The sequence below is a fragment of the Arthrobacter sp. H35-D1 genome (genome assembly GCF_030063185.1).
Lineage (GTDB): Bacteria > Actinomycetota > Actinomycetes > Actinomycetales > Micrococcaceae > Specibacter.
This window is the reverse complement of sequence record NZ_JASISP010000003.1, coordinates 97,001-121,677: the sequence shown is the minus strand read 5'-3', so window position 1 is coordinate 121,677 and position 24,677 is coordinate 97,001. Positions and strand designations below refer to the sequence as shown.

Annotated in this window: 24 protein-coding genes; 15 read left to right on the top strand and 9 right to left on the bottom strand. The window is 62.9% G+C overall.

Features of this window, described 5'->3' with window-relative positions; all coding sequences use genetic code 11:
- Window positions 1-40 precede the first annotated feature (40 nt).
- The 6 genes from QMG25_RS05720 to QMG25_RS05695 all read left to right on the top strand — a co-directional run bounded on the left by QMG25_RS05720 (window position 41) and on the right by QMG25_RS05695 (window position 6,103).
- Window positions 41-751: a hypothetical protein gene (locus QMG25_RS05720; protein ID WP_283458136.1), complete on the top strand. Its 711-nt coding sequence runs from the start codon at window positions 41-43 to the stop codon at window positions 749-751.
- Between the two features lie 84 nt (window positions 752-835).
- On the top strand, window positions 836-1,060 hold the full coding sequence (locus QMG25_RS05715) for a heavy-metal-associated domain-containing protein (RefSeq protein ID WP_283458134.1): 225 nt from the start codon (window positions 836-838) through the stop codon (window positions 1,058-1,060).
- Window positions 1,061-1,076: 16 nt separating this feature from the next.
- Complete coding sequence (locus tag QMG25_RS05710) at window positions 1,077-1,820, top strand: Crp/Fnr family transcriptional regulator (RefSeq protein WP_283458132.1); 744 nt, start codon at window positions 1,077-1,079, stop codon at window positions 1,818-1,820.
- 132 nt (window positions 1,821-1,952) lie between these two features.
- Entirely contained in the window at window positions 1,953-3,872 is a 1,920-nt protein-coding gene (locus QMG25_RS05705; protein ID WP_283458130.1) for a heavy metal translocating P-type ATPase, read from the top strand.
- Window positions 3,873-4,075: 203 nt separating this feature from the next.
- Window positions 4,076-4,987, top strand: coding sequence for an alpha/beta hydrolase fold domain-containing protein (locus QMG25_RS05700; protein WP_283458128.1), 912 nt, complete (start codon window positions 4,076-4,078; stop codon window positions 4,985-4,987).
- A gap of 195 nt (window positions 4,988-5,182) precedes the next feature.
- Window positions 5,183-6,103: a serine protein kinase RIO gene (locus tag QMG25_RS05695; protein ID WP_283458126.1), complete on the top strand. Its 921-nt coding sequence runs from the start codon at window positions 5,183-5,185 to the stop codon at window positions 6,101-6,103.
- Window positions 6,104-6,152: 49 nt separating this feature from the next.
- Here the strand turns inward: QMG25_RS05695 and QMG25_RS05690 are convergent, their stop codons facing one another.
- Window positions 6,153-6,446, bottom strand: coding sequence for a hypothetical protein (locus QMG25_RS05690; RefSeq protein WP_283458124.1), 294 nt, complete (start codon window positions 6,444-6,446; stop codon window positions 6,153-6,155).
- Between the two features lie 126 nt (window positions 6,447-6,572).
- Here QMG25_RS05690 and QMG25_RS05685 point away from each other — a divergent pair, with 126 nt between their 5' ends.
- Window positions 6,573-7,319, top strand: a complete 747-nt coding sequence (locus QMG25_RS05685) for a M50 family metallopeptidase (protein ID WP_283458122.1) — start codon at window positions 6,573-6,575, stop codon at window positions 7,317-7,319.
- Here QMG25_RS05685 and QMG25_RS05680 read toward each other — a convergent pair.
- Window positions 7,316-7,876 carry a dihydrofolate reductase family protein gene (locus QMG25_RS05680; protein WP_283458120.1) on the bottom strand — a complete coding sequence of 187 codons (561 nt, stop codon included), beginning with the start codon at window positions 7,874-7,876 and terminating at the stop codon, window positions 7,316-7,318. The genes QMG25_RS05685 and QMG25_RS05680 overlap by 4 nt on opposite strands.
- Window positions 7,877-7,945: 69 nt before the next feature.
- Window positions 7,946-10,399, bottom strand: coding sequence for an accessory Sec system translocase SecA2 (gene secA2, locus QMG25_RS05675; protein ID WP_283458118.1), 2,454 nt, complete (start codon window positions 10,397-10,399; stop codon window positions 7,946-7,948).
- A gap of 227 nt (window positions 10,400-10,626) precedes the next feature.
- Here secA2 and QMG25_RS05670 point away from each other — a divergent pair, with 227 nt between their 5' ends.
- On the top strand, window positions 10,627-11,199 hold the full coding sequence (locus QMG25_RS05670) for a GtrA family protein (RefSeq protein WP_283458116.1): 573 nt from the start codon (window positions 10,627-10,629) through the stop codon (window positions 11,197-11,199).
- A gap of 130 nt (window positions 11,200-11,329) precedes the next feature.
- Here the strand turns inward: QMG25_RS05670 and QMG25_RS05665 are convergent, their stop codons facing one another.
- Together QMG25_RS05665 and QMG25_RS05660 are read right to left on the bottom strand one after the other, a co-directional pair.
- Complete coding sequence (locus QMG25_RS05665; protein ID WP_283458114.1) at window positions 11,330-12,013, bottom strand: tyrosine-protein phosphatase; 684 nt, start codon at window positions 12,011-12,013, stop codon at window positions 11,330-11,332.
- Window positions 12,010-12,618 carry a GNAT family N-acetyltransferase gene (locus QMG25_RS05660; RefSeq protein ID WP_283458112.1) on the bottom strand — a complete coding sequence of 203 codons (609 nt, stop codon included), beginning with the start codon at window positions 12,616-12,618 and terminating at the stop codon, window positions 12,010-12,012. Before QMG25_RS05660 ends, QMG25_RS05665 begins: the two co-directional genes overlap by 4 nt.
- Window positions 12,619-12,856: 238 nt before the next feature.
- Here QMG25_RS05660 and QMG25_RS05655 point away from each other — a divergent pair, with 238 nt between their 5' ends.
- From QMG25_RS05655 to QMG25_RS05645, 3 genes are all read left to right on the top strand, one after another.
- Window positions 12,857-13,810: a 1,4-dihydroxy-2-naphthoyl-CoA synthase gene (locus QMG25_RS05655; RefSeq protein ID WP_502866356.1), complete on the top strand. Its 954-nt coding sequence runs from the start codon at window positions 12,857-12,859 to the stop codon at window positions 13,808-13,810.
- Between the two features lie 14 nt (window positions 13,811-13,824).
- A complete protein-coding gene (locus QMG25_RS05650) occupies window positions 13,825-14,967 on the top strand; it encodes an AMP-binding protein (protein WP_283458109.1) in 1,143 nt (380 codons plus the stop codon).
- 113 nt (window positions 14,968-15,080) lie between these two features.
- A complete protein-coding gene (locus QMG25_RS05645) occupies window positions 15,081-15,959 on the top strand; it encodes a 1,4-dihydroxy-2-naphthoate polyprenyltransferase (RefSeq protein WP_283458106.1) in 879 nt (292 codons plus the stop codon).
- Between the two features lie 23 nt (window positions 15,960-15,982).
- On the opposite strand, the gene QMG25_RS05640 is transcribed toward QMG25_RS05645, so the two are convergent.
- Window positions 15,983-16,324 (bottom strand): DUF4229 domain-containing protein, encoded by a 342-nt coding sequence (locus QMG25_RS05640; RefSeq protein ID WP_283458104.1) that lies wholly within the window; start codon window positions 16,322-16,324, stop codon window positions 15,983-15,985.
- 84 nt (window positions 16,325-16,408) lie between these two features.
- On the opposite strand from QMG25_RS05640, the gene QMG25_RS05635 reads away from it, so the two are divergent.
- Window positions 16,409-16,846 (top strand): PLD nuclease N-terminal domain-containing protein, encoded by a 438-nt coding sequence (locus tag QMG25_RS05635; RefSeq protein ID WP_283458102.1) that lies wholly within the window; start codon window positions 16,409-16,411, stop codon window positions 16,844-16,846.
- Between the two features lie 89 nt (window positions 16,847-16,935).
- Here the strand turns inward: QMG25_RS05635 and QMG25_RS05630 are convergent, their stop codons facing one another.
- The 3 genes from QMG25_RS05630 to QMG25_RS05620 form a co-directional block, all read right to left on the bottom strand.
- A complete protein-coding gene (locus QMG25_RS05630; RefSeq protein WP_283458100.1) occupies window positions 16,936-17,730 on the bottom strand; it encodes a TM2 domain-containing protein in 795 nt (264 codons plus the stop codon).
- A 129-nt stretch (window positions 17,731-17,859) separates the two neighbouring features.
- Window positions 17,860-18,606: an Rv1352/Rv1906c domain-containing protein gene (locus tag QMG25_RS05625; RefSeq protein WP_283458099.1), complete on the bottom strand. Its 747-nt coding sequence runs from the start codon at window positions 18,604-18,606 to the stop codon at window positions 17,860-17,862.
- A gap of 278 nt (window positions 18,607-18,884) precedes the next feature.
- A complete protein-coding gene (locus QMG25_RS05620; protein WP_283458097.1) occupies window positions 18,885-19,301 on the bottom strand; it encodes a hypothetical protein in 417 nt (138 codons plus the stop codon).
- A gap of 432 nt (window positions 19,302-19,733) precedes the next feature.
- Here QMG25_RS05620 and QMG25_RS05615 point away from each other — a divergent pair, with 432 nt between their 5' ends.
- Genes QMG25_RS05615 through QMG25_RS05605 form a run of 3 tightly spaced genes read left to right on the top strand, consistent with a single transcriptional unit; the run spans window position 19,734 to window position 24,651 of the window.
- Window positions 19,734-21,806 (top strand): hypothetical protein, encoded by a 2,073-nt coding sequence (locus QMG25_RS05615; protein WP_283458095.1) that lies wholly within the window; start codon window positions 19,734-19,736, stop codon window positions 21,804-21,806.
- Between the two features lie 41 nt (window positions 21,807-21,847).
- A complete protein-coding gene (locus QMG25_RS05610) occupies window positions 21,848-23,416 on the top strand; it encodes a class I SAM-dependent DNA methyltransferase (RefSeq protein WP_283458541.1) in 1,569 nt (522 codons plus the stop codon).
- On the top strand, window positions 23,413-24,651 hold the full coding sequence (locus QMG25_RS05605) for a restriction endonuclease subunit S (RefSeq protein ID WP_283458092.1): 1,239 nt from the start codon (window positions 23,413-23,415) through the stop codon (window positions 24,649-24,651). The genes QMG25_RS05610 and QMG25_RS05605 overlap by 4 nt, the downstream gene beginning before the upstream one ends.
- The last annotated feature ends 26 nt before the right edge of the window (window positions 24,652-24,677 follow it).

Sequence of the window (24,677 nt, the reverse complement as noted above, 5' to 3'; positions counted from 1 at the left end):
CCGTTTGAGACTTCCACCTAGAGTTGAAAGCATGGATGGAATGAGCGAGCTATTGTTTGGTCGCGTGGACGGCGCCCTGGAGGCAACCGTTGTGGCCCTGTCCCTTGCGAGGACCCTGCTGATGTGTGTGGCCCTTGCCTTCTTGGCACGGCGCCATGAACTCGGCTGGTGGTTTGTGTCAGGCTCTTACCTGCTGGCCGGGCCGGCCGCGCTGCTGGGCTCGCCCACCCTGGGGATGTCCACGCCACTGACCCTTGTCCTGTATGCGGCGGCTGCCGCCATACCGCTGGCGTTGGGGATTGGCCTTGGCATTTACGGTCTGCTGTCCTTTCGGAAGTTTCCCCTTGCGGACCCGATGACCCGCGGCATCACCTTGCACCGTTTCACTCCGACGGCGTTGTTGGCTCCGCTGGTCGTGGCAGCTGTCTTTGCCTTGGCATCCTTGATCCCGCTGCTTTCCCTCTACGCCACCTACGGCCGCCACCTGCAACCTGGGTTGGGGATTGTGCTCACCCCCCTGATCTCGAGCTTGCTCATCGGGCTGCTGCCGGCAGGTCTGCTGGGCCTGGCCCACCGCGGCCGTTGGGCCTGGTTCCTGATTGTCGTTTCCGCGCTGGTCAGCATTGCCGACGCCGTCCTCTCAGCGGGAGGATCGGTGCGGATGTTCCTTTTGATCGCCGTGATCGGCCTTGCCGTCTACGGCTGGGGACAGTGGAAAAACCTCCCGGCGGAGAAGGTTTCGCGTTCTTGACCCACGTCAAGGCGGCGGCGTGCGGAACCCGGTGTACTGGTAACACCAGCAAGGATCCAGACTCAGGGAAAGGGCCAGCACACCATGCGCACCGCCAAATTTGAAACCGAACCGTTCACGTGCCCGTCGTGCATCGCCAAGATCGAGAATGTTGTCGACAAGCTGGACGGTGTTGCCGAAACAAAGGTCATGTTCAACTCCAGCAAGGTGAAGGTGACCTTCGACGACACCCTGGTCACCGCGGATGCCATCGCCAAGTCCATCTCGGCACTGGGCTACCCGGTGTTGTCCCACAAGGTCGCCGCATAACTGGTTGACTGGGGCCATGGAACAGCACGCATCCCACCCCGGGCACGCCCCACTGGAAGTCCTGGTGGGGCGTGTTCCCCTTTTCAGTCAGCTGGACGACGTCGAACTCAAGGACATTTCCGGCCGCGTGAAGTTGCGCCACCACCGCCGCAACGAGCAGTTGTACGGGGCCGGTGAAAGCAACCCGCACCTGATGATCATCCACAGCGGGCACGTGAAGGTGTACCGCATCAGCGAGTCCGGGCATGAGCAGCTGATCCGTGTGCTCGGCGAAGGTGATTTTCTGGGCGACACGAGTTTCATCAGCGGCGCACCCGCCGACCACTTCGCCAGCACCCTTGACGCGGCGGACATCTGCACCCTTCACCACGACGACCTGCGCGACTACCTGCTCCGCTTCCCCACCGTGACCTACAAAATGCTCGAAACCCTCAGCACCCGGCTGGAAAACACCGAACGCCAAGTCAGCATCTTCGCCGGAGAGGGCGCCGAGCACAGGGTCGCCGGGTACCTGCTGGAGCTTGCCGGGAAACAGGGCACCGCCGTCCTGCACGAGGCCGCCGCGGAGCACTCCACGGAAGAACAAGGCACCGCCACCGTGGTCCTGCCCATCGCCAAGAAGGACGTGGCCTCTTTTTTGGGCCTGACCCCGGAAACGCTCAGCCGCAAGTTCGCCCAGTTTGAGTCCGCCGGCTGGATTCGCATGCAACCGCGGCGCACAGTTGAACTTCTTGACACCCCGGCACTCCAACAACTTTAAGCACTTGCAGCTCCAACTGGTTCGTTCTTGACCCCGGTCAAGGCGGCGGGCCCCATATCTTGGCAGGCTCAAGGCAACAGTTGAGAACCCGGCCGCACCGGACGGGCACCGCCGTTGGAGCCAAGGAGCATCATGACTGGCAGGACGAAAGCCCGGATCGCCGCCGCGACCGGCATCATGTTGATCGCAGCGCTGGCACTTCACTTGCTGGACTTCTTCCCGGCGCGGGACGTGCTCTTGTTCGCCAGCGCCATCATCGCCGGCGTCCCCACCGCCATCCGGGCGTTCCAAGCCCTGCGCGCGAAGGCGTTCAGCATCGACCTGCTGGTGACCATCGCCGTCGTCGGTGCACTGCTCATCGGCGAATACGTCGAAGCTGCCGTGGTCTCCTTCCTGTTCATCTTCGGTGCCTGGCTGGAGGCACGCACGCTGGAGAAGACGCGACGTTCGCTGCGTGACCTGGTGGACATGGCGCCGCAGGAGGCGCAGGTGGTGCGCCACGGCGTGACGCTCACCGTGGGCGTGGACGACGTCGTGGTGGGCGACCACTTGGTGGTCCAGTCCGGCGGCAAGATCGCCGTGGACGGCGTCATCGCCACCGGCCGCGCGCACATCAACGAGGCCACCATCACCGGTGAACCCGTCCCGGCGTCCAAGTCCGTGGGAGAGCGGGTCTACAGCGGCACCATCGTGGACAACGGTTTCATTGGCGTCACAGCCGAACAGGTGGGCGATGACACCACGTTCGCGCAGATCATTGAGCTGGTGGAGGAGGCGCAGGAAACCAAGACGAAGGCGCAGCGCTTCCTGGACAAGTTCGCGCAGATCTACACGCCAGCCATTGTGGTGATGGCCGTTGCCGTGCTGGTCTTCACGCGCGACATCGAGTTTGCACTGACGTTCCTCGTCATCGCCTGCCCCGGCGCACTCGTCATTTCCACCCCCGTCTCCATGGTGGCGGGGCTGGGCAACGGCGCCCGCCACGGCGTGCTCGTCAAGGGCGGGGACGCGCTGGAACGCCTGTCCAAGATCGACACCCTCGTCTTTGACAAGACCGGCACCCTCACCGTGGGACGGCCGGAAGTCACCGAAGTCCACCCCGTGGGAACGTTCGACGCCGACACCGTCCTTGCGCTTGCAGCCCACCTTGAGCTGGCTTCCGAACACCCGCTGGGCAGGACCATTGTTGACCAGGCCGCCGAACGCGGCATGGACGTCACGGCCCACCCGACGCATGTGGAGGTCATCAAGGGCGGCGGCATCCGCGGCACGGTTGACGAGCATCAGGTGGCTGTCGGTTCACGCCGGGTGCTGGCCGCCATGGGCGTTGCTTTGCCGGGCACTGCCGATGCGCATGCGGTGGACCGCGAGCGCCTGGGCAACACGGCAGTGTTTGTGGTGATCGACGAAGTGCTGGCCGGGGTGGTGTCCATCGCAGACCAGATCCGCCCCGAGGCGCGTGATGCGATTGCCGCGCTCCGCGCCTCCGGCATCAAAGCGTTCTACATGCTCACCGGAGACAACCGGCACACAGCCCAGCTCGTCGCCGCAGAGCTCGGCATCGACGTGGCGAAGGCGGAACTGCTGCCGCAGGACAAGGTCCGCATCGTCTCGGAGCTGAAGGCGGAGGGCCACAAGGTGGCCATGGTGGGCGACGGCATTAACGACGCCCCGGCCATTGCCACCGCGGACATGGGCCTGGCCATGGGCGCCGGCACGGACGTATCCATCCAGACGGCGGATGTCATCTTGATGGGCAACCGTTTCGACCAGCTGGTGCACGCGTATTCGCTGGCGAAGGCCACTGTGCGGAACATGTTGCAAAACACCGTTATTGCCCTGGGCACTGTGGTGCTGCTGCTGGCGGGGGTGCTCACGCACCAGGTGTTCATGGCGACCGGCATGCTGGTCCATGAGATCAGCGTCCTGGTGGTCATTGTCAACGCCGTCAGGCTGGTCCGCTACAGGGACAAGCATGCAGCGGCCGCCACAGTTCCGGCAACACCGCTCGCCGCGGATGGCGGGGAAGCGTTGGTGGACGCGCACAAGTAAGGCGAGCCGGCAAACCGAGGTGACACGCAAAACCAAGGCGAGGGGTCCGGCGTCGTACCGGCACCGGATCCGGCAGGGAAGTGCCAGCAGGGAAGTGCCAGAGGCAGTCAACTACCATGTCCGTGTAGGCACTCCATGATCACAAGCCTGGCAAGGTTTCCACGCTTGCGGCCAACAACAACTGATAAGAATCGTCCCAACCTATGCTCCTTCCTGATCGACTCATACCGGCGTTGCTTCGCGCGGGCAAAGCGAACGCAGCCTTCGTCACTGAAGCCGGGGCCCGCGCCCAGCTGCGTGAACGCACCCTTCGCCCCCGGCCGTACGGACCGCCGCGAAGGATCAGGGCGGACGTCCTCGTCTCGGCCACACGGAATGAAGCGGGCTGGCCCAGCTATTCGGTCACTCCCCGCAACACGACGGCGCGGGGCGCCGTGGTGTACATCCACGGCGGCGGATGGGTCAACGAGATCGCGCCCCAGCACTGGCAACTGGCCGCCCAAATCGCCGCCGAAGCCAAGACCACGGTCCAGATCCTCATCTACCCCCTCGTCCCCTACGGAACGGCGCAGGAAGTCGTCGACGGCGTCGCTGCCGCGGCCCTGTTTTCCACCCGCACACACGGGCCCACTGTCCTCGCCGGGGACTCCGCGGGAGGGCAGATCGTTTTGTCGGCCGTCCTGCAGCTTCGTGACCGGCACGGCGTCACCCTGCCGCGGACCATCGCCATCTCCCCGGCCGTTGACCTGTCCATGAAGAACCCTGACATTCCCGTCGTTCAACCGAGCGACCCCTGGCTCGGCACCAAGGGCACGCAGCTTTTCATCGACCTGTGGAAGGACACTCTCGACGTGAATGACCCCGTCGTCAGTCCGCTCAACGGCGCGCTGGAGGGATTGGGCCCCCTCACACTTTTCTCCGGAACCCGCGACATCCTCAACCCCGACGGCCGGCTCTTCGCAGAGAAAGCAGCCAAGGCGGGTGTTGACGTCGAGTTCATCCAGCTCGATGGCCAACTCCATGTGTTTCCGCTGCTGCCGACCAGGATCGGGCGGGACGCGCGCAAGGGGATCTCGGAACTGGTTCAGGTGGCAATCACGGCCGGGACGCCGTAATCCGGACCCCGTGACAGAGCTGCATCCGAAGCCCGTTGACAATAGTTTTTCGTTGACACAGCCGTCCCTGTCGTGGTGCGATTAACGCGCAACACTTTCATGTTCGAATCGAGCCTTAGGAGGATCCAATGACTGTTTTCGCAGCTTTTTACGCCCAAAACATTCGCTTGTCCTTCCACAGGAGCCGATTCACCCATGAAGTATTCTGCTGAGCAACAGCACGAGGAAACACCCCCCAGCAATTCCACCAAGCACAGTTCAACCAAGCGCGCCCGCTTCGAGCACGACTTCCCTGACCGAGACCCGCGCTCTGCCAACTGGAACGTCCTTGACGACTCACTGGCCGAGAACCAACGCTGGTCCACTTGGCCCGAGCTGGAGAAGCTCATGCGCGGGCCCCTCCCCTATCCACCTTTCATCATTGAAGATGCCGGGGCCGTCGACACGGACCTGGGCGTCTTGAAAACCGGCAAGGAAGCAGATGTGTTTCTGGTGGAGCGGGCCACCGAATCCAGGCGTGCACTGCTGGCCGCAAAACGCTATCGTCCCGCCGAGCAGCGCCTGTTCCACCGTTCCGCCGCCTACACGGAGGGGAGGTCGGTGCGTCGTTCCCGCGATGCCCGCGCCATCAAAAACAGCAGCAGCTACGGCCGGGAACTCGAGGCCGCGCGTTGGGCGAACGCCGAGTGGGAGTCGTTGCGCATGGCGCATGAGCATGGCATTGCCGTGCCGTATCCGGTGCAGATCTGCGGCACCGAGATCATGATGGAGTTCATCGAGGATCCCGAAAATCCAGGTGTTGCGGCACCGCGCCTGCAGGGCGTCCATCCATCGCCGGCATGCCTGCAGGGGTACTGGGAGCAGCTGGTGGCGGCCATGACGGCATTCGCCCGCATGGGATTCGCCCACGGCGACCTCTCTCCGTACAACGTGTTGGCTGCCGGGGAGCGCCTGGTGGTCATCGACCTGCCGCAGCTGGTGGATCTGGCCGGCAACCAGCAGGCTTCGGAGCTGCTGGCCAGGGACTGCCGCAACCTGTGCAACTGGTTCAACGCCCGGGGCTTGGAGGTGGACCACGGCGAATTGCTCGGCGAGCTCCTGGCGGCTGCTTGGTAGGTGACGCCGGCGCACGGCTGGTCCGGCCCGACGTCGAACAGGCCCGGGGCTAAACAGGCCGGATCTTCCCCGCCCCGAAGGGGAGCCACGGTGCCGAGTATTTGAACCGCTGCCCGTCGTCCGGGCCCACGGTGCACTGCACTTCGCCAAACTTCCACATCCGGTTGAACAGGAAGACCGTTACGGCAACGGGGTCAGTGCCGGGCACCTTCCAGTTCCGCGTCCCCCACTGGGTCGGTTGGGCTTCGCCGTTGACCACGACCGTGGGCTTGGGAACCCAGCCGGGCCAGCGCTTGTGCAGGGTCAGTTCAAAACGGCGCATCACTTGCGGGTCAGGGTTCACGCCTGCCAGCCTACCGCCGACCCGCGTCGGGAGCCGCTGCCTTTCTGAAGGGGATGCCGTGCTCCATGGACGTTCCGGTGTTCCGTCAGGGCATCACCAGCCGGTTCGCATAGGATTCCTTGGGTGATGAATGAATCCCTCCATGCCATGGACACCTGGTGGCAGGCCGTGCTGTCCGGCTTTGTCCGCACCGATCCACCCACTGTCCCCGCATTGCTGCTGCTGGGCATCGTTGCCGCCGCAGTGGTGCTGAGCATTCCGCGCGCAACGTGGCGCTGGTTCGGCCTGTACGTCACCTTTGTGCACGAGCTGGGCCACGCCTTCGCCGCTCTCATGACGAGCCGGTTCATTCACGGCCTGAAGATTGGGCTGGACCATTCCGGCCAACTCGTCAGCAGCGGCCGGCGCGGATTCAGCGCCACCTGGTCCGGCTTTTGGGGCTACCCGGCACCGGCGGTGGTGGGCGTGGCGCTCGTGTGGTCGGTGTCCGCCGGTTGGGCCGGGGCTGCGGCATCCATAGGCGCGCTCGTCCTGTTGGTGGCGCTGATTTTTCTGCGCAATTTCACCGGCATCGTGGTGGCCCTGGTCAGCGCCGCCATCGCCCAATCACTTGTCATGTTTGCCGACCCCGCCACCGTCAGCTACCTCATTCTGGCCCTCGGCATCGCACTGGGCGTCGGATCCGTGCGCGACTTCTTCAAGGTCGCAGCCGTCCACACGCGCCGCCGCAACCAACTCGCCAACTCCGACGCCTACATCCTGGCCCAGTCCACGCACGTTCCTTCGTTCATTTGGCTCACCGGTTTTGCCGTGGTGATCGCCGGTTCCGCCGCGCTCTCCGGCTGGCTGCTGTGGGGGTTGCTGGACGTCTAGTTCTGTACTCGGTAGTGGAGATGGACGACGCCGTTGCCAAAGACGTGCTGGTCCAGCAGTTCCAGCCGGGTTGCGGGAACATTGGGCATGGCTGCCTTTCCACCACCTGTCACGATGGGTGAAAGGAAGAGGTGGATCTGGTCCACCAGCCCGGCGTCGAACGCGGCTGTCGCCAGCTCGGCACCACCGATGGAAAGGTCTTCTTCAGCGTGGGCCTTCATGGCGCGGATGGCCTCCGGGTCAAAGCTGCGTTCCATCCGTGTCCTGGCCGTGTCGGCGTTCTCAAGAGTTCGTGAGAACACCACCTTTTGGGCCATGTGCCAGATGGCTGCATAGTCCCGCGCCACGCGAGTTTGGTCCGGTTGGCCGAACAAAGGCTCCCAACTTTTCATGACTTCATAAATTTTGCGCCCGTACAGGTAAGTGCCGATGCTTCGTTCAAGATTGTTGATGAAGGAGTGCACGTCGTCGTCGGGCATACCCCAAGTGAAGCTGCCTTCGCGGTCTTCGATGTAACCGTCCAGGGATGTGATCGCTGAGTAAACAAGTTGGCCCATGGCTCCCGCCTCCTGCGCGTTCCGACGTTGACCCTTCCAAGTATTCGCCATGCAGGGCAGTCCGGAAAGCTATCTGCCCATCTTTTTCAACAGCCATTTCACGGCTTGGTCGCTCTGGCTGCCAAACGGATTCTCGTTCGCCACATACGTCCACGTGGTGGAGCCGCGGCGGAGGCCGGCAGCCTCCAGGTCCACGTCGCGGTCAACAACCTCAAGGGCTCCAAGACTTTCAAGGGCGCCTTTATTCACCCTGTCGAAGAAGCCGTCGAAGGCGCTGATGGTCTCCCGGCGGAATTCATCCAGCGGGTTTTGCCGTCCGAGGGAGCGCAGGTGGATGGCTGCCCGCTGCTCGGAAAGCAACGCCAAGTGGTCGCTCCACTGCCCGTCCAGTTCAAAGAGCATGACGGACTTGCACACTGCGGCTAGCCTTTCGGCGCCCAGCGCACTGCGCAGTTCCTGCAGACGGCCCGGCCCCGGATCGCGCGGGGTTGAAACACTCCCGTCCACGCCGTCTGCGTCCTGAAGAGCTTCAAAAGCCTTTAGTGCCGCACCGTCTTCGCGCAGGATCTTGTCGCGTTCGGCCAGGACAACCTGGCGTTGGTAGGCGATCAGCTCATTGTATTTCCACGAGTTCTGCGCGGTTTCCAGGCGTTCTTGTTCCGCCAGGCGCTGTGCCCTGTCCAGCAGCTTCGACACATCCGCCCGGGTGACACGTCCGGCGTCGTCAAGGTCCCGTGCCACGGAATCGCTGAGCTCCAGGCCGTGTGCTTCCTGGCCGTTGGCCGCAGGATCTCCCATGCTGGAGAAGATCACGCTGGCGCCGGGGTCCCCTTGCCGGCCGGCCCGGCCCCGCAGCTGGGCGTCGAGGCGGGGCGAGTAAAAGCGGCCCACAATGATGACGAGCAGTCCGCCCAGGGCCGCGACGGCCCCGTGGCCGGCCAGGGTGGCAACGGTTCCGCCCAACAAAATATCGGTGCCCCGGCCAGCCATCTGGGTGGAGACTGTGACGGCAGCCCTGCGCCCGGCTTGGGCAACAATCTCGGCTTCGAGGCTGTCGTTGCGGGCGTTCAGGACCTGGCAGTCAATGCCGCGGGCCGCCAACAAGGCGGCGAAACGCTCGGAGGCGGCCACGCTGTGGGTACCAACCAACACTGGCTGGCCAGTGGAGTGGGCGGCTGCCGCGGCGGCGACCACGGCGGCGTCGCGCTGGGCGGCCGTGGCGTAGATCTGCTCGGGGCGGTCCTCGCGGATGCACAACTTGTGCGAGGGGATCCGGCCCGCATCCAGGGAGTAATGCGTGCGCAGGTATTCGGACACAGCCACCGCCGTGCCGCTCATGCCCGTCACGCTGGCAAAGGACTTCACCAAGTCCCGGACGAGGAGTTGGTCGAGGACCTCGCCCTGCTCGGTTTTGTGCAGTCCTTCCTTGGTCTCCACGGCGGCTTGCAGGCCGTCAGGCCAGCGCTGCAGCGCTGCCACCCGCCCGCGCGAATCGGAGACTATTTCCGCCTTGCCGTCGCGCACAATGTAGTCGACGTCGCGCTGCAGCAAAACCTGGGCGTGCAGGGCCACGTTGATGGAGGAAAACAGCGGCGTCCCTTCCGCTGAATAAAGCTCGACGCCGGGCCACCTCACCTCGGCACTGCGCAGGCCGTTGTCCGTGAGGGACACGTTGCGCCTGTCCGCTTCCACCGTGTAGTCAAGGTCCGGCCGTAGTTCGCAGACAAAGGCTGCCACATCGACGCTTTGCAACTCGCTGCGCGCCCGGCCGGCCAAAACCAGCGGCACAGTTGCTTCATCCACCAGCACTGAATCAATCTCGTCAACAATGCAGACGTCCAATGGTTGCAGGACGGATTCTTCCGGTTCCGTGCTGGTGCGGTCGCGCAAGACGTCGAAGCCCAGCTCGTTCACGGAGACATAGACAATGTCCGCCAGGTAGGCCTGTTGGCGCTCAGCGGCGCCCAACGCCTCTGTTACCGACGCCGCGGTAACGCCCAACAGCTTGAAGAAGGGTGCCATCCAGTGGGCATCGCGTCCGGCCAGGTAATCGTTGACGGTCAGCACGTGGACACGGTGCCCGCGCAGTGCGTGCGCTCCGGCAACCAGGGCTCCGACAAGGGTTTTGCCTTCGCCGGTGTCCATCTCCACCACAGTGTCGCGCAACATGCTGGCAGCTGCCAGCAACTGCGTGTCAAAGAGTTCCATGCCCAGCGACTCCTTGCCCAGCAGGCGGGCACAAAACAAGTAGTCCTCCAGCGCGGCATCGCTCCATTCCGCCGACTTTGCCGGCAGGTCCCGGCGCAGCCCGGCCAGAATGCCAGCGGTGGCCGCTGCATTTCCGCCGACGGCGTGGTGCTCGGTTTCACGCTGCTGCGCCCTGGCAACGGCTCGGTCCACCAGCGTCCCAAGCTTTGCCGTGTCAACCACTCCCGGTGCGTTGAAGAGCCAGTTCTTGAACTTGTTTCCCACCAGTGCCTTGCCTTTGGCACGGCGTTGCTGCTTCGGTGCTTCGTTGCTCATTTGGTCTTTTGCTTTCCACGGGGAAGGACGGGGTTCTGCCCAAGGGGTTGCGACGCAACATCAATCAGCATGAGTCACGTCACAATTCGAACAATAGTCGCGAATTTGCGCACATTGTCAAATCTGGTGTTACTTTCAATAACGTAAGCATAGAACAGCACCCAGGGACATCCCCGCGCAGACTTGTTATCGATAACTCCGGTGATTGCCCGACGCGGAAAGGCCCCATGCACGTCATTGACAAGATCATGAAGCTCATCGCCTTGCTCTGGCGTGAAGTCCTGACGTTTGGTGCCGTGGGCGGTCTCGGCTGGTTTATCGACAATGGAATTTACACGGTTCTCTGGCACGGGCCCATGTCCGAGAGCACCATCAAGGCCCGTGTGGTTTCCACCGTTGCCGCCACCCTCTTTGCCTGGTTCGCCAACCGCTACTGGACCTTCCGGCACCGCCGTTCCGAACGGGTGTGGAAGGAATTCATGCTGTTCATCCTCATGAACGGGCTGGGGCTGGGCATTGTGCTCGCCTGCCAGGTAGTTTCCCGCTACGTTTTGGGTTTTACCTCATTCACGGCCGACTTCATTGCCGGCGGCGTCATTGGCCTGATTCTGGGCACCGTATTCCGCTTCCTCGCCTACCGCTACTTTGTCTTCAACAAGGAACTCGCCGGCGAACCAGTACTGGCGGGCGCTGGGCCATCGGCTCCGGCGGCAGCGATCCCGGCGGCGGCTTTGGCAGGCCTGGCCGAGTCGTCCGGCCCCGCCAACCACCAGCTCATCGGCGCCGGCTCACCCCGCTGACCCCGCGCCCATGCCAGAACGGAGGACCTTCACACCGGTTTCGTCGAGAGCGGGGACTGCCTGTGAGAACGGCGTTTCGTCTCGGCCATTTCGCAGCCTTCCCCCGTTTTCGGCAACAGCACCGGCCCGTTCAGCGGCTCCGCGCAATCACGGCGTCGATCTCGGCAGCGCTGACACCGTTCGCCATCAGGAATCCACACACATCCAATCCATCCGCAAACTCCTCCACGGCCTCCCCGCGGCCGGAAACCACCTGCGACAGCTCCGCGGCGTCCATGTGCCGCTCGTAGCGATGCTTCACGGGCGCCACCAAATGCCAGTCGTTGATGCCGCGCGTTGCCAGCTCGTCCTCACGCGCCGCCCTATCCGACTGCCCCACCAGCGCCAGCAGCAACGTGGCGATCAGTCCGGTCCTGTCTCTCCCGGCCGAGCAGTGGATCACCACGGCGCCCTGTGCCGCCGCCAGTTCCTTGAACACGTCCGCCACCTGCTGCGGAAACAGCCGCACAATATCCGCATACAGCCGCGGATGGTTCATGTACGGGTGAAAAAGTTCGTGGTAGCGCGGATCGTCGGGGTTTTCGGTGGGTGAATGCAGCACGACAAGCCTCGCCAGAGCATCCTCGTCCACCACGGGGTCGGTGGGCCTGCGCTTCCGCTCGGCGGGGTTCCTTAGATCGATGACCGTGCGAACGCCGTCGTCAACGAGCTGCTCCCAGCCGTGCTCGGTGAGCCATTCGCTGCGGCCCATGCGGTAAATGTCTCCGGCGAGCAGGCGTGCATTGACGGCACCTTCCCACTGTGGATTCGTCACCGTTTTTTACCCAGCCTGAAGTCGAGGCCGTTGCGCACCTGGGGCCATTCCGCAGCGAGGATGGAAAAGACCACGGTGTCGCGCAGGGAGCCGTCGGCCGTGCGGGTGTGGGCTCGGAGTATCCCGTCCTGCTTGGCCCCGAGCCGGGCAATAGATTTCCTTGACTGCATGTTCATCCAGTGGGTGCGGAATTCGACGGCCACGCACCCAAGGGCTTCGAAAGCGTGTCCCAGCAGCAGGCGCTTGCTGTCCGGGTTGGTGCCGCTGCCTTGGGCGCTGGCGGCGTTCCAAGTGGAACCGATCTCCACGCGGGGCACACTTGCATCAATGTTCATGTAGGTGGTCATGCCGATGACCTTGCCTGGTTCGCCGGTCCCGGGGTCCTTGAAACGCGTGGTGAACGGAAGCATTTTGCCTGCTTCCTGCAAGGCCATCCGCCGTTCAATCTCGGCTCGCATGCCCGCAGGCTGCGGCACGGAGGTGTACCAAAGGTTCCAGAGTTCGCCGTCGGACGCCGCGGCCACCAGTCCGTCGTGGTGGTCCAGGCTGAGGGGTTCAAGGACGACGTATCTTCCGGACAGGGTTACCGGTGCAATTGCTGTCATGAAAAAACACTAACCCACGGAAAGTTGGGGCGTTCCGCGTCGAATTCAGGGCTCCCGTTAAACTATGCGCGGGATTCACCCCTGAATCCTGTGCCAGTGACGCCGTGGCGCACCATTCGACCCCCAATCCAGCGCATAATTCTTGTGTTTCACTCCAGTGGCCCGTTGAGAGCCACGGAATGGCCGGATGCGGAGTCCCACTGCACCCCGCGCGCGCCCGCCAGCTAAGATCGTTAGCGTGAATGCCACTAATCTCCCCGAGCAGGTATCCGAGAACTTCGACCCCACCCGTTGGCGTGTGGTGGAGGGCTTTGATTTCACCGACATGACCTACCACCGCCAGGTGGAGCGGGACAACGACGGCACCATCGTGCGGGACCTGCCGGCGGTGCGCATCGCCTTCGACCGTCCCGAAGTGCGCAACGCCTTCCGCCCCGGCACCGTTGACGAGCTCTACCGGGCCATGGACCACGCCCGCATGACTCCGGACGTGGCCGCCGTGCTGCTCACCGGCAACGGCCCCTCTCCCAAGGACGGCGGCCATTCCTTCTGCTCCGGCGGGGACCAGCGCATCCGCGGCCGCGACGGCTACAAGTATGCCGACGGGGAAACGAACGAAACCATCGACCCGGCCCGTGCCGGACGGTTGCACATCTTGGAAGTCCAACGCCTCATGCGCACCATGCCCAAGGTGGTCATCGCGGTGGTGAACGGCTGGGCTGCCGGTGGCGGGCACTCGCTGCACGTCGTCTCCGACCTCACCATCGCCTCCCGCGAACACGGCAAGTTCAAGCAGACCGACGCCACGGTGGGCTCCTTCGACGCCGGTTACGGCTCGGCGCTGCTGGCCCGCCAAATCGGCCAAAAGAAGGCTCGCGAAATCTTCTTCCTGGCCCGCGAATACTCGGCCGAGGAGATGGTCGCCATGGGCGCCGTCAACGAAGCAGTGGCCCACGCAGACCTGGAGAACACCGCGCTGGAATACGCTGCGGACATTGCCCGCCAGTCCCCGCAGGCCCTGCGCATGCTCAAGTTCGCCTTTAACCTGGCCGACGACGGGCTGGCCGGACAGCAGGTCTTTGCCGGCGAAGCCACCCGCCTGGCCTACATGACAGACGAGGCCGTCGAAGGCAAGGAAGCGTTCCTTGAAAAACGCGACGCCGACTGGTCCTCCTTCCCCTACTACTTCTAAGGACCCAGGTGCCCATGAATATTGAACCCCTGCTCAAGGCCCTCTCCGAAGCACTGGCAGGCGTTGGCCCGGCCATTGAAATCTCCCCCGACGGCAGCTTCGAGCTCATCCCGCAGGCCGAGCTGGGACTCCCTGCCGGAAGCGAAACGGATATTGCCGCCGTCGTCCGTACTTCGGGGAGCACCGGCACACCCAAGCGCACGTTGCTGAGCGTCGATGCGCTGGCGGCCTCCTCTGTGGGCACGGCGGTGGCGTTGCGCGGGGAAGGCCAGTGGCTGCTCGCGCTGCCCATGAACTATGTGGCCGGGCTGCAAGTTTTGGTGCGCAGCCTGTTCGCCGGCACCCGCCCCTGGGCCATGGATCTGAGCGGCGGCTTCACCCCGGAAGCGTTCACCGAGGCTGCGCTCGAGCTCACCGACAAACTACGTTTCACCTCCCTCGTCCCCACGCAGCTCACCCGCCTGCTGAGCAACCCCAGCGCGGAAACGCTGACGGTGCTGCGTCGCTTTAACGCGATCCTGCTCGGCGGCGGCCCCATCAACCCGGTGCTGCTCGAGGCTGCGCGCGGTGCCGGGCTGAGCGTCGTCACCACGTACGGCATGAGCGAGACGTGCGGCGGTTGCGTGTACGACGGCGTCCCGCTGGAAGGCGTGCAACTCGCCATTCGCGACGGCAAAGTGCTGCTCGGCGGCGACGTGGTGGCCGCCGGTTATTTGGGCGACGACGCGCTGACCAGCACCTCCTTCCATGAAGAAGAGCACGACGGCGAGACGGTGCGCTGGTATGAAAGCGGCGACTTGGGCGAGCTGGACGGCGAGGGACGTTTGCGGGTGCTGGGCCGTGTGGACGACGTCATCATTACCGGCGGGTTGAAGGTTTCCGCCGGCGTTGTGACCGAGGCTTTGCACCGTGTCCAGGGCGTGCGCGAAGCCTTTGTGGCTCCCGTGCCCTCCGCCGAGTGGGGGCAGCAGGTGGCGGCGATGCTTGTTGCAACCTGCTCCCTGGACGAGTTGCTGGCCGGCGCCGCCGCCGTCGTGGAGGCACCGTTGGTGCCCAAGACTGTGGTGTTCGTCTCCGAGCTTCCCCTGCTCGCCACCGGAAAGCCCGACAGGACGGCCATTTTGGCTGCCCTGTCCGAGGCCGCGCAAACTGCCTAGTGCCGTGAAGCGGCACAATTGACACTGCGGGCCCGTTGCCGGAGTCCGCGAACACTCGATGCACAAAAAGACTGCACCAAGAGCTTGCACAAAAAAATTGAAGGAGTAACGCTGTGGCCACTGTGGGGCAATGGATTTCCGGGGCTCGCCTAAGAACCTTGCCCATGGCAATGGCCCCCGTGATCATCGGTACCGCCGCGGCCTACGACATGGGGGGCTTGCATTGGGGCCGGGCCGTACTGGCCATGGTCGTGGCACTGCTGCTGCAAATTGGCGTGAACTACGCCAACGACTACTCCGACGGTATCCGCGGCACGGATGAAGTGCGTGTTGGGCCCCTGCGGCTGGTGGGCAGCGGGGCGGCAAAACCCTCACATGTGAAAACGGCTGCCTTTGCCGCCCTGGGGCTGGCCATGCTGGCCGGGCTGGGACTGGTGCTGCTGTCCCAGGCTTGGTGGCTGCTGCTGATCGGTGCCGGGGCCGTTTTCGCCGCGTGGGGTTACACCGGCGGCAAAAACCCCTACGGCTACATGGGCTTGGGCGATATTTTTGTGTTCGTGTTCTTTGGCCCCGTGGCAACTTTGGGCACCACCTTCACCCAAACCGGTTCGGTGAGCGCGGCGGCGGTGTTGGGTTCAATCTCCACGGGGCTGATCGCCGTCGCACTGTTGATGGCCAACAATGTCCGCGACATTCCCACCGACACCGAAGTGGGAAAGCGAACCTTGGCCGTGCGGCTGGGCGACAAGAATGCCCGGCTCAGCTATGTGGCGATGCTGGCGCTGTCGGTGCTGCTGATGATGTTCCTGGTGCCGGCGAAGCCGTGGATACTGCTGGTCTTGTTGCTGGTCCCGTTCATGCTGATGCCCAGCTGGCTCATGCTCAAGGGGAAAAAGCGCAAGAGCCTGATCCCGGTTTTGCAGCAAACCGGCCTGCTCAACCTGGGATTCAGCGTGCTGTTCGCCGTGGCCATGGCCCTCACGGCCCTGTAGCCAGCGGTTGGAGTTGGCGGCGTTTAGGCCGATTCGCCTTCGAGGCGCTCGGTCTTGGACAGGCTGGGCTTGCGGTCTGCATCAACCCAAATGTCGGGGTTTTCATCAATCAGCGCGTCCTCGGCGTCGGCATCGGCCGTGGCGCCTGCGGACTGTGAGGTCTCGGCATTCGGGGCGAAACGGTCGGCGACCACGGCGGTTGCACCGTCGCGCTGCTTGCGCAGGAAAATGAAACTGACCAAGAAAGCGCACAGTGCGGCAATCAAGGCTGCGGTGAGCGGGGAAAAATCAAGTGCCATGTAGGCGATGAGGAAGAACGCCAGGAACAGCACGCCGCGGATCAGGGAGTATTTGAAGAAAGGCACGGCTAAAGTTTAGCCGCTGAAGCTGGGTGTCTCCCCCGCACTGCCGAAGGGGAACAGATTTGCCGGTCAACGCTAGAATGAAGCATGCGCTATATCATTCCCGCGACCCTAGGTGTCGCCCTGTTCGTCTATGGACTCATCGACTGCCTCCGCAGCGAACCCAGCGACGTGCGGAGCATTCCCAAACCAGCCTGGGTACTCGTCATTGTCCTTTTGAATGTCATAGGCGTGGCCTTGTGGTTCCTGTTCGGACGCCCACAATATGCCGCAGCGGCGTCCAGCCAAGGGCAAACGTCCGGTGGCCAGTCCTCAGGCCAGCGCAGTCAGTCCGCCTCCACCGGTTATGGCCGCTCCGTGGCCCCGGATGACAACCCCGAGTTCTTGCGCAACCTGTCAGTCGACAGGTCCCAAAAGATGGAGGCTGAACGCCTCCGCAAACTCAAGGCCGAGCTGGAAGCCCACGAGGCGAAGCTGCGCGAAGACAAGCTCCGCGAGCAGCACCCCAACGACGAAAAAAAGTAGCACCCGCCCGGTGTCCTCTCGAGGAAACTGCTGTGGCCGGGTTGGCGGCGCCCCTGAGGCGCTGGCAACCCGGCCAATGGTTTTTCGCGCTACTTCTTTTCTTCGATCTTCACGGTCCAGGAGTCCAGGTTTGCTGCCTTGACGTCCAGGAAGTACTTGCCGGCCTTCTTGTGCAAGGCCGTGGTGTTGCTCTCCGGTTTGCTGGCCATGACAACGGGAACGCCGCCGTCCACCATGATGTCTTTGCCCTCCTTTTCCACGTAGATGGCGGCAATGGCCATGTCCGGGTCGGAGCCAAGGAATTCGTACACCATGCGGGTTTCCTTGCCCGAGAGTTCAAAGACCTGGCTGGCTTGATCCGCGGTGCCTGACAGGGCCACAACCTCAACCCACGTTGCCTCTGCTGCCGGTTCCTTGGCCGCCGGCTCCTCTTTTACAGGCTCCTGCTCCGCGACGGGCGCTGCGGGGGCTTCTGCTTCGGGGCCCACAGGAGCAGGGTCCTGGCTGCCGGATCCGGAAATCGCACTTCCGGCGGATGCTCCGGCAACACTGCCGCCGATGCCACCCACCAGCAGCAACGCCAGAGTCACCACAATCGCCACGACCTTGTGTTTGGAGTAGCCGGCCAGGGAGTTCCCTGCCTTGTCGGTCTGCTTCCCGGCCAAGGTGATGATCAAGTCGATCAGCGCCCATACACCGAGTCCGCCAAGGGTGAAAAGTTTCAGCAGGCCGGTGCCCACCTTGCCCAGGTAAAACCTGTCCACTCCCCAGTAACCCAGGAACAAGGAGAGCAGCCACGTTGCCAAAAAGGACTTGGGTCCCTCCTGCCTGGCCGGATTGAATGGCGCCTGCTGGGGCGTTTTCACATAAGCGTTGTGCGTCATGATGATTCCTTTCGGGCATGGCAAAGCTGCCGGTGCCGGTAGTTGGTGATGCTGGTTGTTGTTGATGGTGTGAGTCGTATGCTTGGCGGGCCGTGTCCAGAACGGCCCGTCGCCAGCTGGATTAGTTCGTTATTGCCGGGTCCAGGACCCACAGCGGGAAGATTTGAAGTCCTGCCCCGCGGCGAGAGTCACTGTGGGGAGCCCTCCGCCGGGAATATCGTTGGCGATGATGTCGTCGCCGTTGCTGCCGCTGGCGTAGATGCCCCAATAGCATCTCGAACCCACGTCGGATTTGGCTTTGTACGAACCTGGTTCAATGTCCACGCCCACAACCCAGGTGCCGTCGCTGACCGTGTTTGCCGCTTGTTTTTTCTCGGTGCCGGAAACAGCCGCTTCACGCTTCGTGAGGTCTTCTTCTTGGGTTTTCAGTGCCGCTTCAGCGGTCGTCAGCGCGGCCTCACGGCCTGACACAGAATCCTCCCGCTCCTCGATTTCCTTCTCAAGCGATACCACTTTTCCCTGCAGTGCCCGTGTTTGTGCACTGTAAACGTCACGGTCCAGCTCCGCTGTCCGCGAAGTTGCTTCCAGTGCAACATATGCGTCACTGATGGTCGGATCGGTCGTCACCTTTCCAAGCCAGAATCCTCCGCCGGCAAGCAGGACACCGACAACCAAGGCTGCCAGCAGTTTTCCGCTTGGAAGCTTGCCACCCTTTGGTTGTTTCCCGGCGGGTGCAGTCGGCGACGGAAAGCCAGGCTTGACTGGAGCAACAGGCATCGGCTCTTGTTTTTGGCTGACTGTTCCACTGCCTGCCGTGGTACCGGATGTAGCGGACTTGTCTGAATCCTTGGATTTCAGTTGTTCTGGCTTATTCATGACTTCCCCTAAAGACAGTTGGCCGAATTGAAGGCCGGTTTTTCAAAATTCAACATCGTCGCTTTGTCCGGGAACCAATTCAGTTCTTGGGACACGTGGCGCAGGTGGCTGGAGCTTGGCCCACAGCCCTGGAATCATTCGAAATTGGTGGCAGCGGAAGTGGAAACAGCATCCGCCACGGAATCGCTGGACTGATGCTCACCTCGGCGGCACCGCCGGACTGCGCATCCTTTGCCGGCATTTGTCCTGTCATGACATCTCCTTTTCGCTCAGGCCGACTACTGGTTTGCGGTTTCCAAAATGATGTTCAAACCGTTGTCCGGGTGATAGGTCCACGACGCGGTGAACCCCGCCCATTCACTTCTCTGGGTTCCATCCAAGGCTCGGGTTGAATCCAGCTTCGTGGAGAGGCTGTCCGGCGCTTCCAGCGCGGTGAGAACACAAACGACAGTCAACATATTGGCGCCATCGTTCTCCGTGCCTGCCGTAGACAGGTTCAAGCTCTTGCCCGCGTCCATGACGTCAACCCCTGTGGCATCGACGGCAGCACACTTCTCTACTGCAGTCGGAATGGCGCTGGGGCCAGCCACGGCCCCGCCAACGGCTCCACCCACCACGCCCAAAAGCAGTCCTGCCGCCATCCCAATAGCCAGCCCGCCGAAACCGAAGTACAGGTGCTTCCTGCTTTTCCGCAAGGGAGCTGGTACAGGGAAAACAGGCTGGCCCCATGTATCCGTCGGAGCTTGCTGCACGTTTGAATACTGTTCCGGGAAATCCGGCTTGTCAGGGCCAGTTGGCGGAAACTCCGGTGGTGGCGATGTCATTGTTCCTCCTGAGGACTGGGGCGATGCATTCAGTGATGATCCGGCGGCTTGTGCGAAGTCTTGCAGGAGGCTCTGGCACTCCAGACTTCCCTTGGCGGAGTGGGCCCGCCCCCAATAGATGGGCCCACCATTTCATTTCCGGACTTGGCATCCCCGTTGATGTAATGACACTAGAACAGATGCAACAGCGAACAATCATTGAACGTTGATAACAGGGGTTATCAACACTGTGGATAAGAAGTGTGGATAACGGCATAAGCTGTAACCCCACGGTCAGGAACGCCACGAGGAAAGGAGGAACGCATGACTGCCAAGCAACAGATCCAGCTAGATTTGCGCCTCACCCTTTCCGACATTGCCGGCCTGGCCCGCGTGCAACGCCCCGTGGTGTCGATGTGGCGCTCACGCAACAAGCACACGCACACCCCTTTTCCGCTTCCGGTCGGCGTCCGTGGGCGGCAGGAACTCTTCGACGCCGCCGAGGTCACGGGATGGCTTTCCGAGACCGGCCGGGGCAACAATCCCCAGGCCCGCGAGGACGCTGCCGCCTTTGCCTCCCCACCGGGCCCCGACACCAAAATCGAGCACTTCACGGCCTTGACCGCACTTCTTGCTTTGCGCTGCCTGCGGGATTCGCCGTTGGGCTCCCACAGCGTCGAGGATCTACTGGACATGGCCGATGAATGCGATCCAGACGACGAGCTCCTCTACAGCGAGCTTGAGAACGTGGGCGGCCAGCTTCTTCCCCTCGCCCGGTATGCAGACCAGCTCAGCAATGCTTCCTACACGGCCGCCGCGGCTTTCGAACTGCTGCTGGACCGCGCGGGCCCCGATTCCCCGGCGCAGGGCAGGACTGCACTGACGCCGGAGGCGGTTGATCTGGCAGTTTCGGCCGCCCTTGAGCTGGCTGCGGGCAGCCTGAATCCCCCCGTTTTCATGGACGACGGCGGCAGCGGCTTCTTGCCGGCCGTCGCGGACATTTTGGGCGAGGCGGAGGTGGCGGTGCTGTGTGTTGGCGCCGGCTCGGATGCTGCGGCCCGGCTGGCTTGGCGCCGTATGCAGGTCCTTGGCAGATATAAGGAAAACCTGCGCATCACCCGGCAACCGCCGCCACCTGCGGAACGCTCGGCATCCGTTGTCAGGTTCGCCCAGTTCCCCTCGCCGTCGCACCCGTTAACGGATGCGGTTCAGGTTCTTGCGGCCATCGACGAGATGGCGCTGGGGATGGAGGGCCACGCCACGGCCGTGGTCCTTGCGCCCGCCTCAATTTTGACGGACGCCCTGCCGCCTTCCCCTGAAGGCCGCGATGCCGGGCGCATCCGGTCGGACATCCTGCGCTCGGCCCGCATCCGGGCCATTGTCAGGCTCCCCCAAGGGCTAGTCCCTGCAAAACCCCGCCAGGCCATGGCGTTGTGGGTCTTGGGCGAGGCACACAACCATGTGGAGATCCCCGATCGGTGGACCATGGTGGCGAATCTGACCGGGGTGGATTTGAACAAGGATGTCCTGCAGGACCTCGTGGGGGACTTGGCGGCGTCGCTGGGAGACAGAACGCAAATCCGGGCGCACTCCTTTCGTTTCACCACGCTGGTGCTGACGCGTTCGCTGCTGGCCGGCTCCGGCTCTCTGACCGCAGCAGCCCCGGCACACAGAACACCCCAACAAAGGGTTCCATCCCATGCGGAGGCCAGCTCCAAACTGGTGGCAGCCGAAGACCTGCTCACCCAAGTTCGCGACGGCGGCCCACCGCTTGCCGCCTTGCGCCTTGTGGCAGGCAAGGTCGCACCGAGACCGCCCTGTTCGGTCGGTGAGGCCCTCAAGGACGGCTCCCTCAAATACCTGCCCGGCCTCAGGGTCGACGCCGGGCACCTGGAAGCCATGCAGTCCGGCAGCGCGCAGTTCACTATCATTGGTCCGGAGGAAGTCAGTGGACAGCAGCCGTGGGGATCCCGGAAGATCAACCAACTTGTAATGGCGAACGCCTACCCCCAGGGCCGGCTGACCGAACCGGGCGACGTCATCTTCACTACCGGAGCGCAAGGTAGCGCCGTGGTCGATGAGGCGGGGTCCGGCGTCGTGCTCTATCCGGCTCGGATTCTACGGATCGGGGCAAGGAACAAGGCAAGCATGCTGCCGCAAATGCTTGCGCAGGACTTCAGGAACGCACCGCCCGGGCCGTGGCGGCAGCGGACCGTGCGGCGGGTGGACACAGAGGTGAAGCCCGCCCTGGACGGGGCATTGGCCCAGGTCGCGGCGGAACGTCACAGGCTGGCGGTACGGTTGGCCCAGCTGGACGAGCTGGGCGGGGCGCTGCTGGAGGGTGTTGTGAACGGACATTTTGGAATTGTGGATACACCTAGGGAAGGAACCAGCTAGTGGCTGCGAAGAAGGGCACGGTTGAGGCACTGCCGTCGACCATGAAGGAACTGAAGGACACGCTGTGGAAGGCCGCGGACAAGCTGCGCGGGTCCATGGATGCCTCGCAGTACAAGGACGTAATTCTGGGGCTGGTGTTCCTGAAGTATGTTTCCGATGCCTTTGACGAGCGCCGCGAGCAGATCCGGACTGAGTTGGAAGCGGACGGGCTGAATGAGGAGCAGATCGGCCAGCTGATCGACGACGTGGACGAGTACACCGGCCGCGGCGTGTTCTGGGTTCCGGCCCGCGCCCGCTGGACGTACCTGGCGCAGAATGCCAAGGGCACGCAGGCCACCGTGGATGAGCATGCCAAGAGCATCGGCGAACTGATCGACGACGCCATGGCGTACGTCATGGGCTCCAACCCGTCGCTGGCTGCCACGCTGCCGATGATCTTCAACAAGGACAACATTGACCAGCGCCGTCTGGGTGAACTGCTGGATCTGTTCAACTCCGCCAAGTTCACCGGTCAGGGTGCCACAAAGGCCCGGGATCTGCTCGGCGAGGTGTACGAGTACTTCCTGGAGAAGTTTGCCCGCGCCGAGGGCAAGCGCGGCGGCGAGTTCTACACCCCGGCCGGTGTGGTGCGTGTGCTGGTGGAGGTGCTGCGCCCGGACCACGGCCGCGTGTACGACCCCGCGTGTGGTTCCGGTGGCATGTTTGTGCAGGCTGAGAAGTTCCTGGAATCGCACAACAAGGAGGGCTCGGAGATTTCCGTCTACGGTCAGGAGCTCAACGAGCGTACGTGGCGGATGGCGAAGATGAACCTGGCCATCCACGGGCTCAACGGCAACCTGGCCTCCCGCTGGGGCGACACGTTTGCCCGCGACCAGCACCCGGACATGCAGGCCGATTTCATCATGGCCAACCCGCCGTTCAACATCAAGGACTGGGCGCGGTCGGAGTCGGACCCGCGTTGGAAGTACGGTGTTCCCCCGGCCGGGAACGCGAACTATGCGTGGATCCAGCACATCATTTCCAAGCTGGCCACGGGCGGGTCCGCCGGTGTGGTCATGGCCAACGGTTCCATGTCCTCGAACTCCGGCGGTGAGGGCGAAATCCGTGCCGAGCTGGTGGAGGCGGACCTGGTTTCCTGCATGATTGCCCTGCCCACCCAGTTGTTCCGTTCCACCGGCATTCCCGTGTGCACGTGGTTCTTTGCGAAGGACAAGACCGCCGGTGACCACGGATCTGTGGACCGCACCGGTCAGGTGCTGTTCATCGACGCCCGGAACCTGGGCCACATGGTGGACCGCGCCGAGCGTGCACTTTCTGATGAGGACATTGCTCGCATCGCGGGGACGTTCCACGCCTGGCGCGGCACCACTGCTGACTCCGGTGAGTACGACGACGAACCCGGCTTCTGCAAGTCCGCCACCCTCGCCGAAATCAAGGCCGCCGATTATGCACTCACCCCGGGTCGCTACGTGGGCGCCGCCGAGGTCGAGGACGACGGCGAACCGATCGAGGAAAAAATCGCGCGCTTGTCAGCCGAGTTGTTCACCCAGTTCGACGAGTCTTCGCGGCTGGCGGCTGTAGTGCGCGAGCAGCTGGGGCGGGTTTCATGAAAATCGAAGACTCCCCACTACTGCAAGATCTCCTGCTGACAACCAAAGACGGGGACTGGGGCAAAGGCGATCCCGAAGACGGTTTACTGAAGTATCAGGTGATTCGAGCTACCGACTTTTCAGCTGCCTCGCTCGGAAACATGGGTAACGTCCCTACCCGATATTTGCCGGCGCATACAGTGAGCAGACGAACTCTCCAAGAAAACGACATCCTGATTGAGACCGCAGGAGGCTCTCCCGGACGCCCCACCGGCCGAACGATGCTGGTAACCGATCGAGTCATGGCCGCACTCTCAGGTCCGGCAACATGCGCAAGCTTTGCTCGTTTTCTGAGGGTTGATGGTTCTCGAATTGACGCCCGATATCTCTACTGGTTCCTTCAAGCGATGTATCAGTCCGGGGAAATCGAACAGTATCAGGTTCAACACACTGGAGTGGCTCGATTCCAATACACCGCTTTTGCAGCCACTCAGAAGATTTCGCTTCCAGCCTTAGGCCAGCAGCGGGCAATCGCTGAAGTCCTGGGCGCACTCGACGACAAAATCGCCGCCAACACCAAACTCGCTGCCACATCGCTTGATCTAGCGAAGACCCTCTTCCACCAATCCATCCTTGCTGTCGACTTTTCAGACAAGACATTTGCGGACGTAGCTAAGGTCAGCGGCGGTGGAACACCAAGCACCAAGGTGCCCGAATACTGGGGTGGTGACACCAACTGGGCAACACCGACGGACGTTACCGCGCTTCGAGGCCCCTACCTTGAGGCAACTTCGCGGCCTATTACGGTGGACGGCTTATCCACGTGTTCGTCGGACTTGTTCCAGCCAGGCGCCATTCTGATGACTTCTCGAGCGACGATCGGAGCGTTCGCCATTGCCCAAGTTCCAACTGCGGTAAACCAGGGTTTCATCGTGGTAGAGCCAAACGAACCGGGCATGCGCTACTGGTTGTTTCATGAAATGCTCAGTCGAGTAGACGAGTTCATCTCTCTGGCGAATGGCGCAACGTTCTTGGAGCTAAGCCGCGGTAACTTCAAGAAATTCAAAGTCCGTCTCGCCAATTCAGAAACTATGCGAGCCTTCGAAACCAAAGCAATACCGCTCCATGCTGCCGCCAGAAATGCGCTCAAGGAGAACTCAATGCTCGCCGCCACCCGCGACGCACTGCTCCCGCAGCTGATGTCCGGCAAGCTGCGCGTCAAGGACGCCGAGTCACTCGTCTCGGAAGCAATCTGATCCGCAGCTAGGCAGTGCTGCGTCAC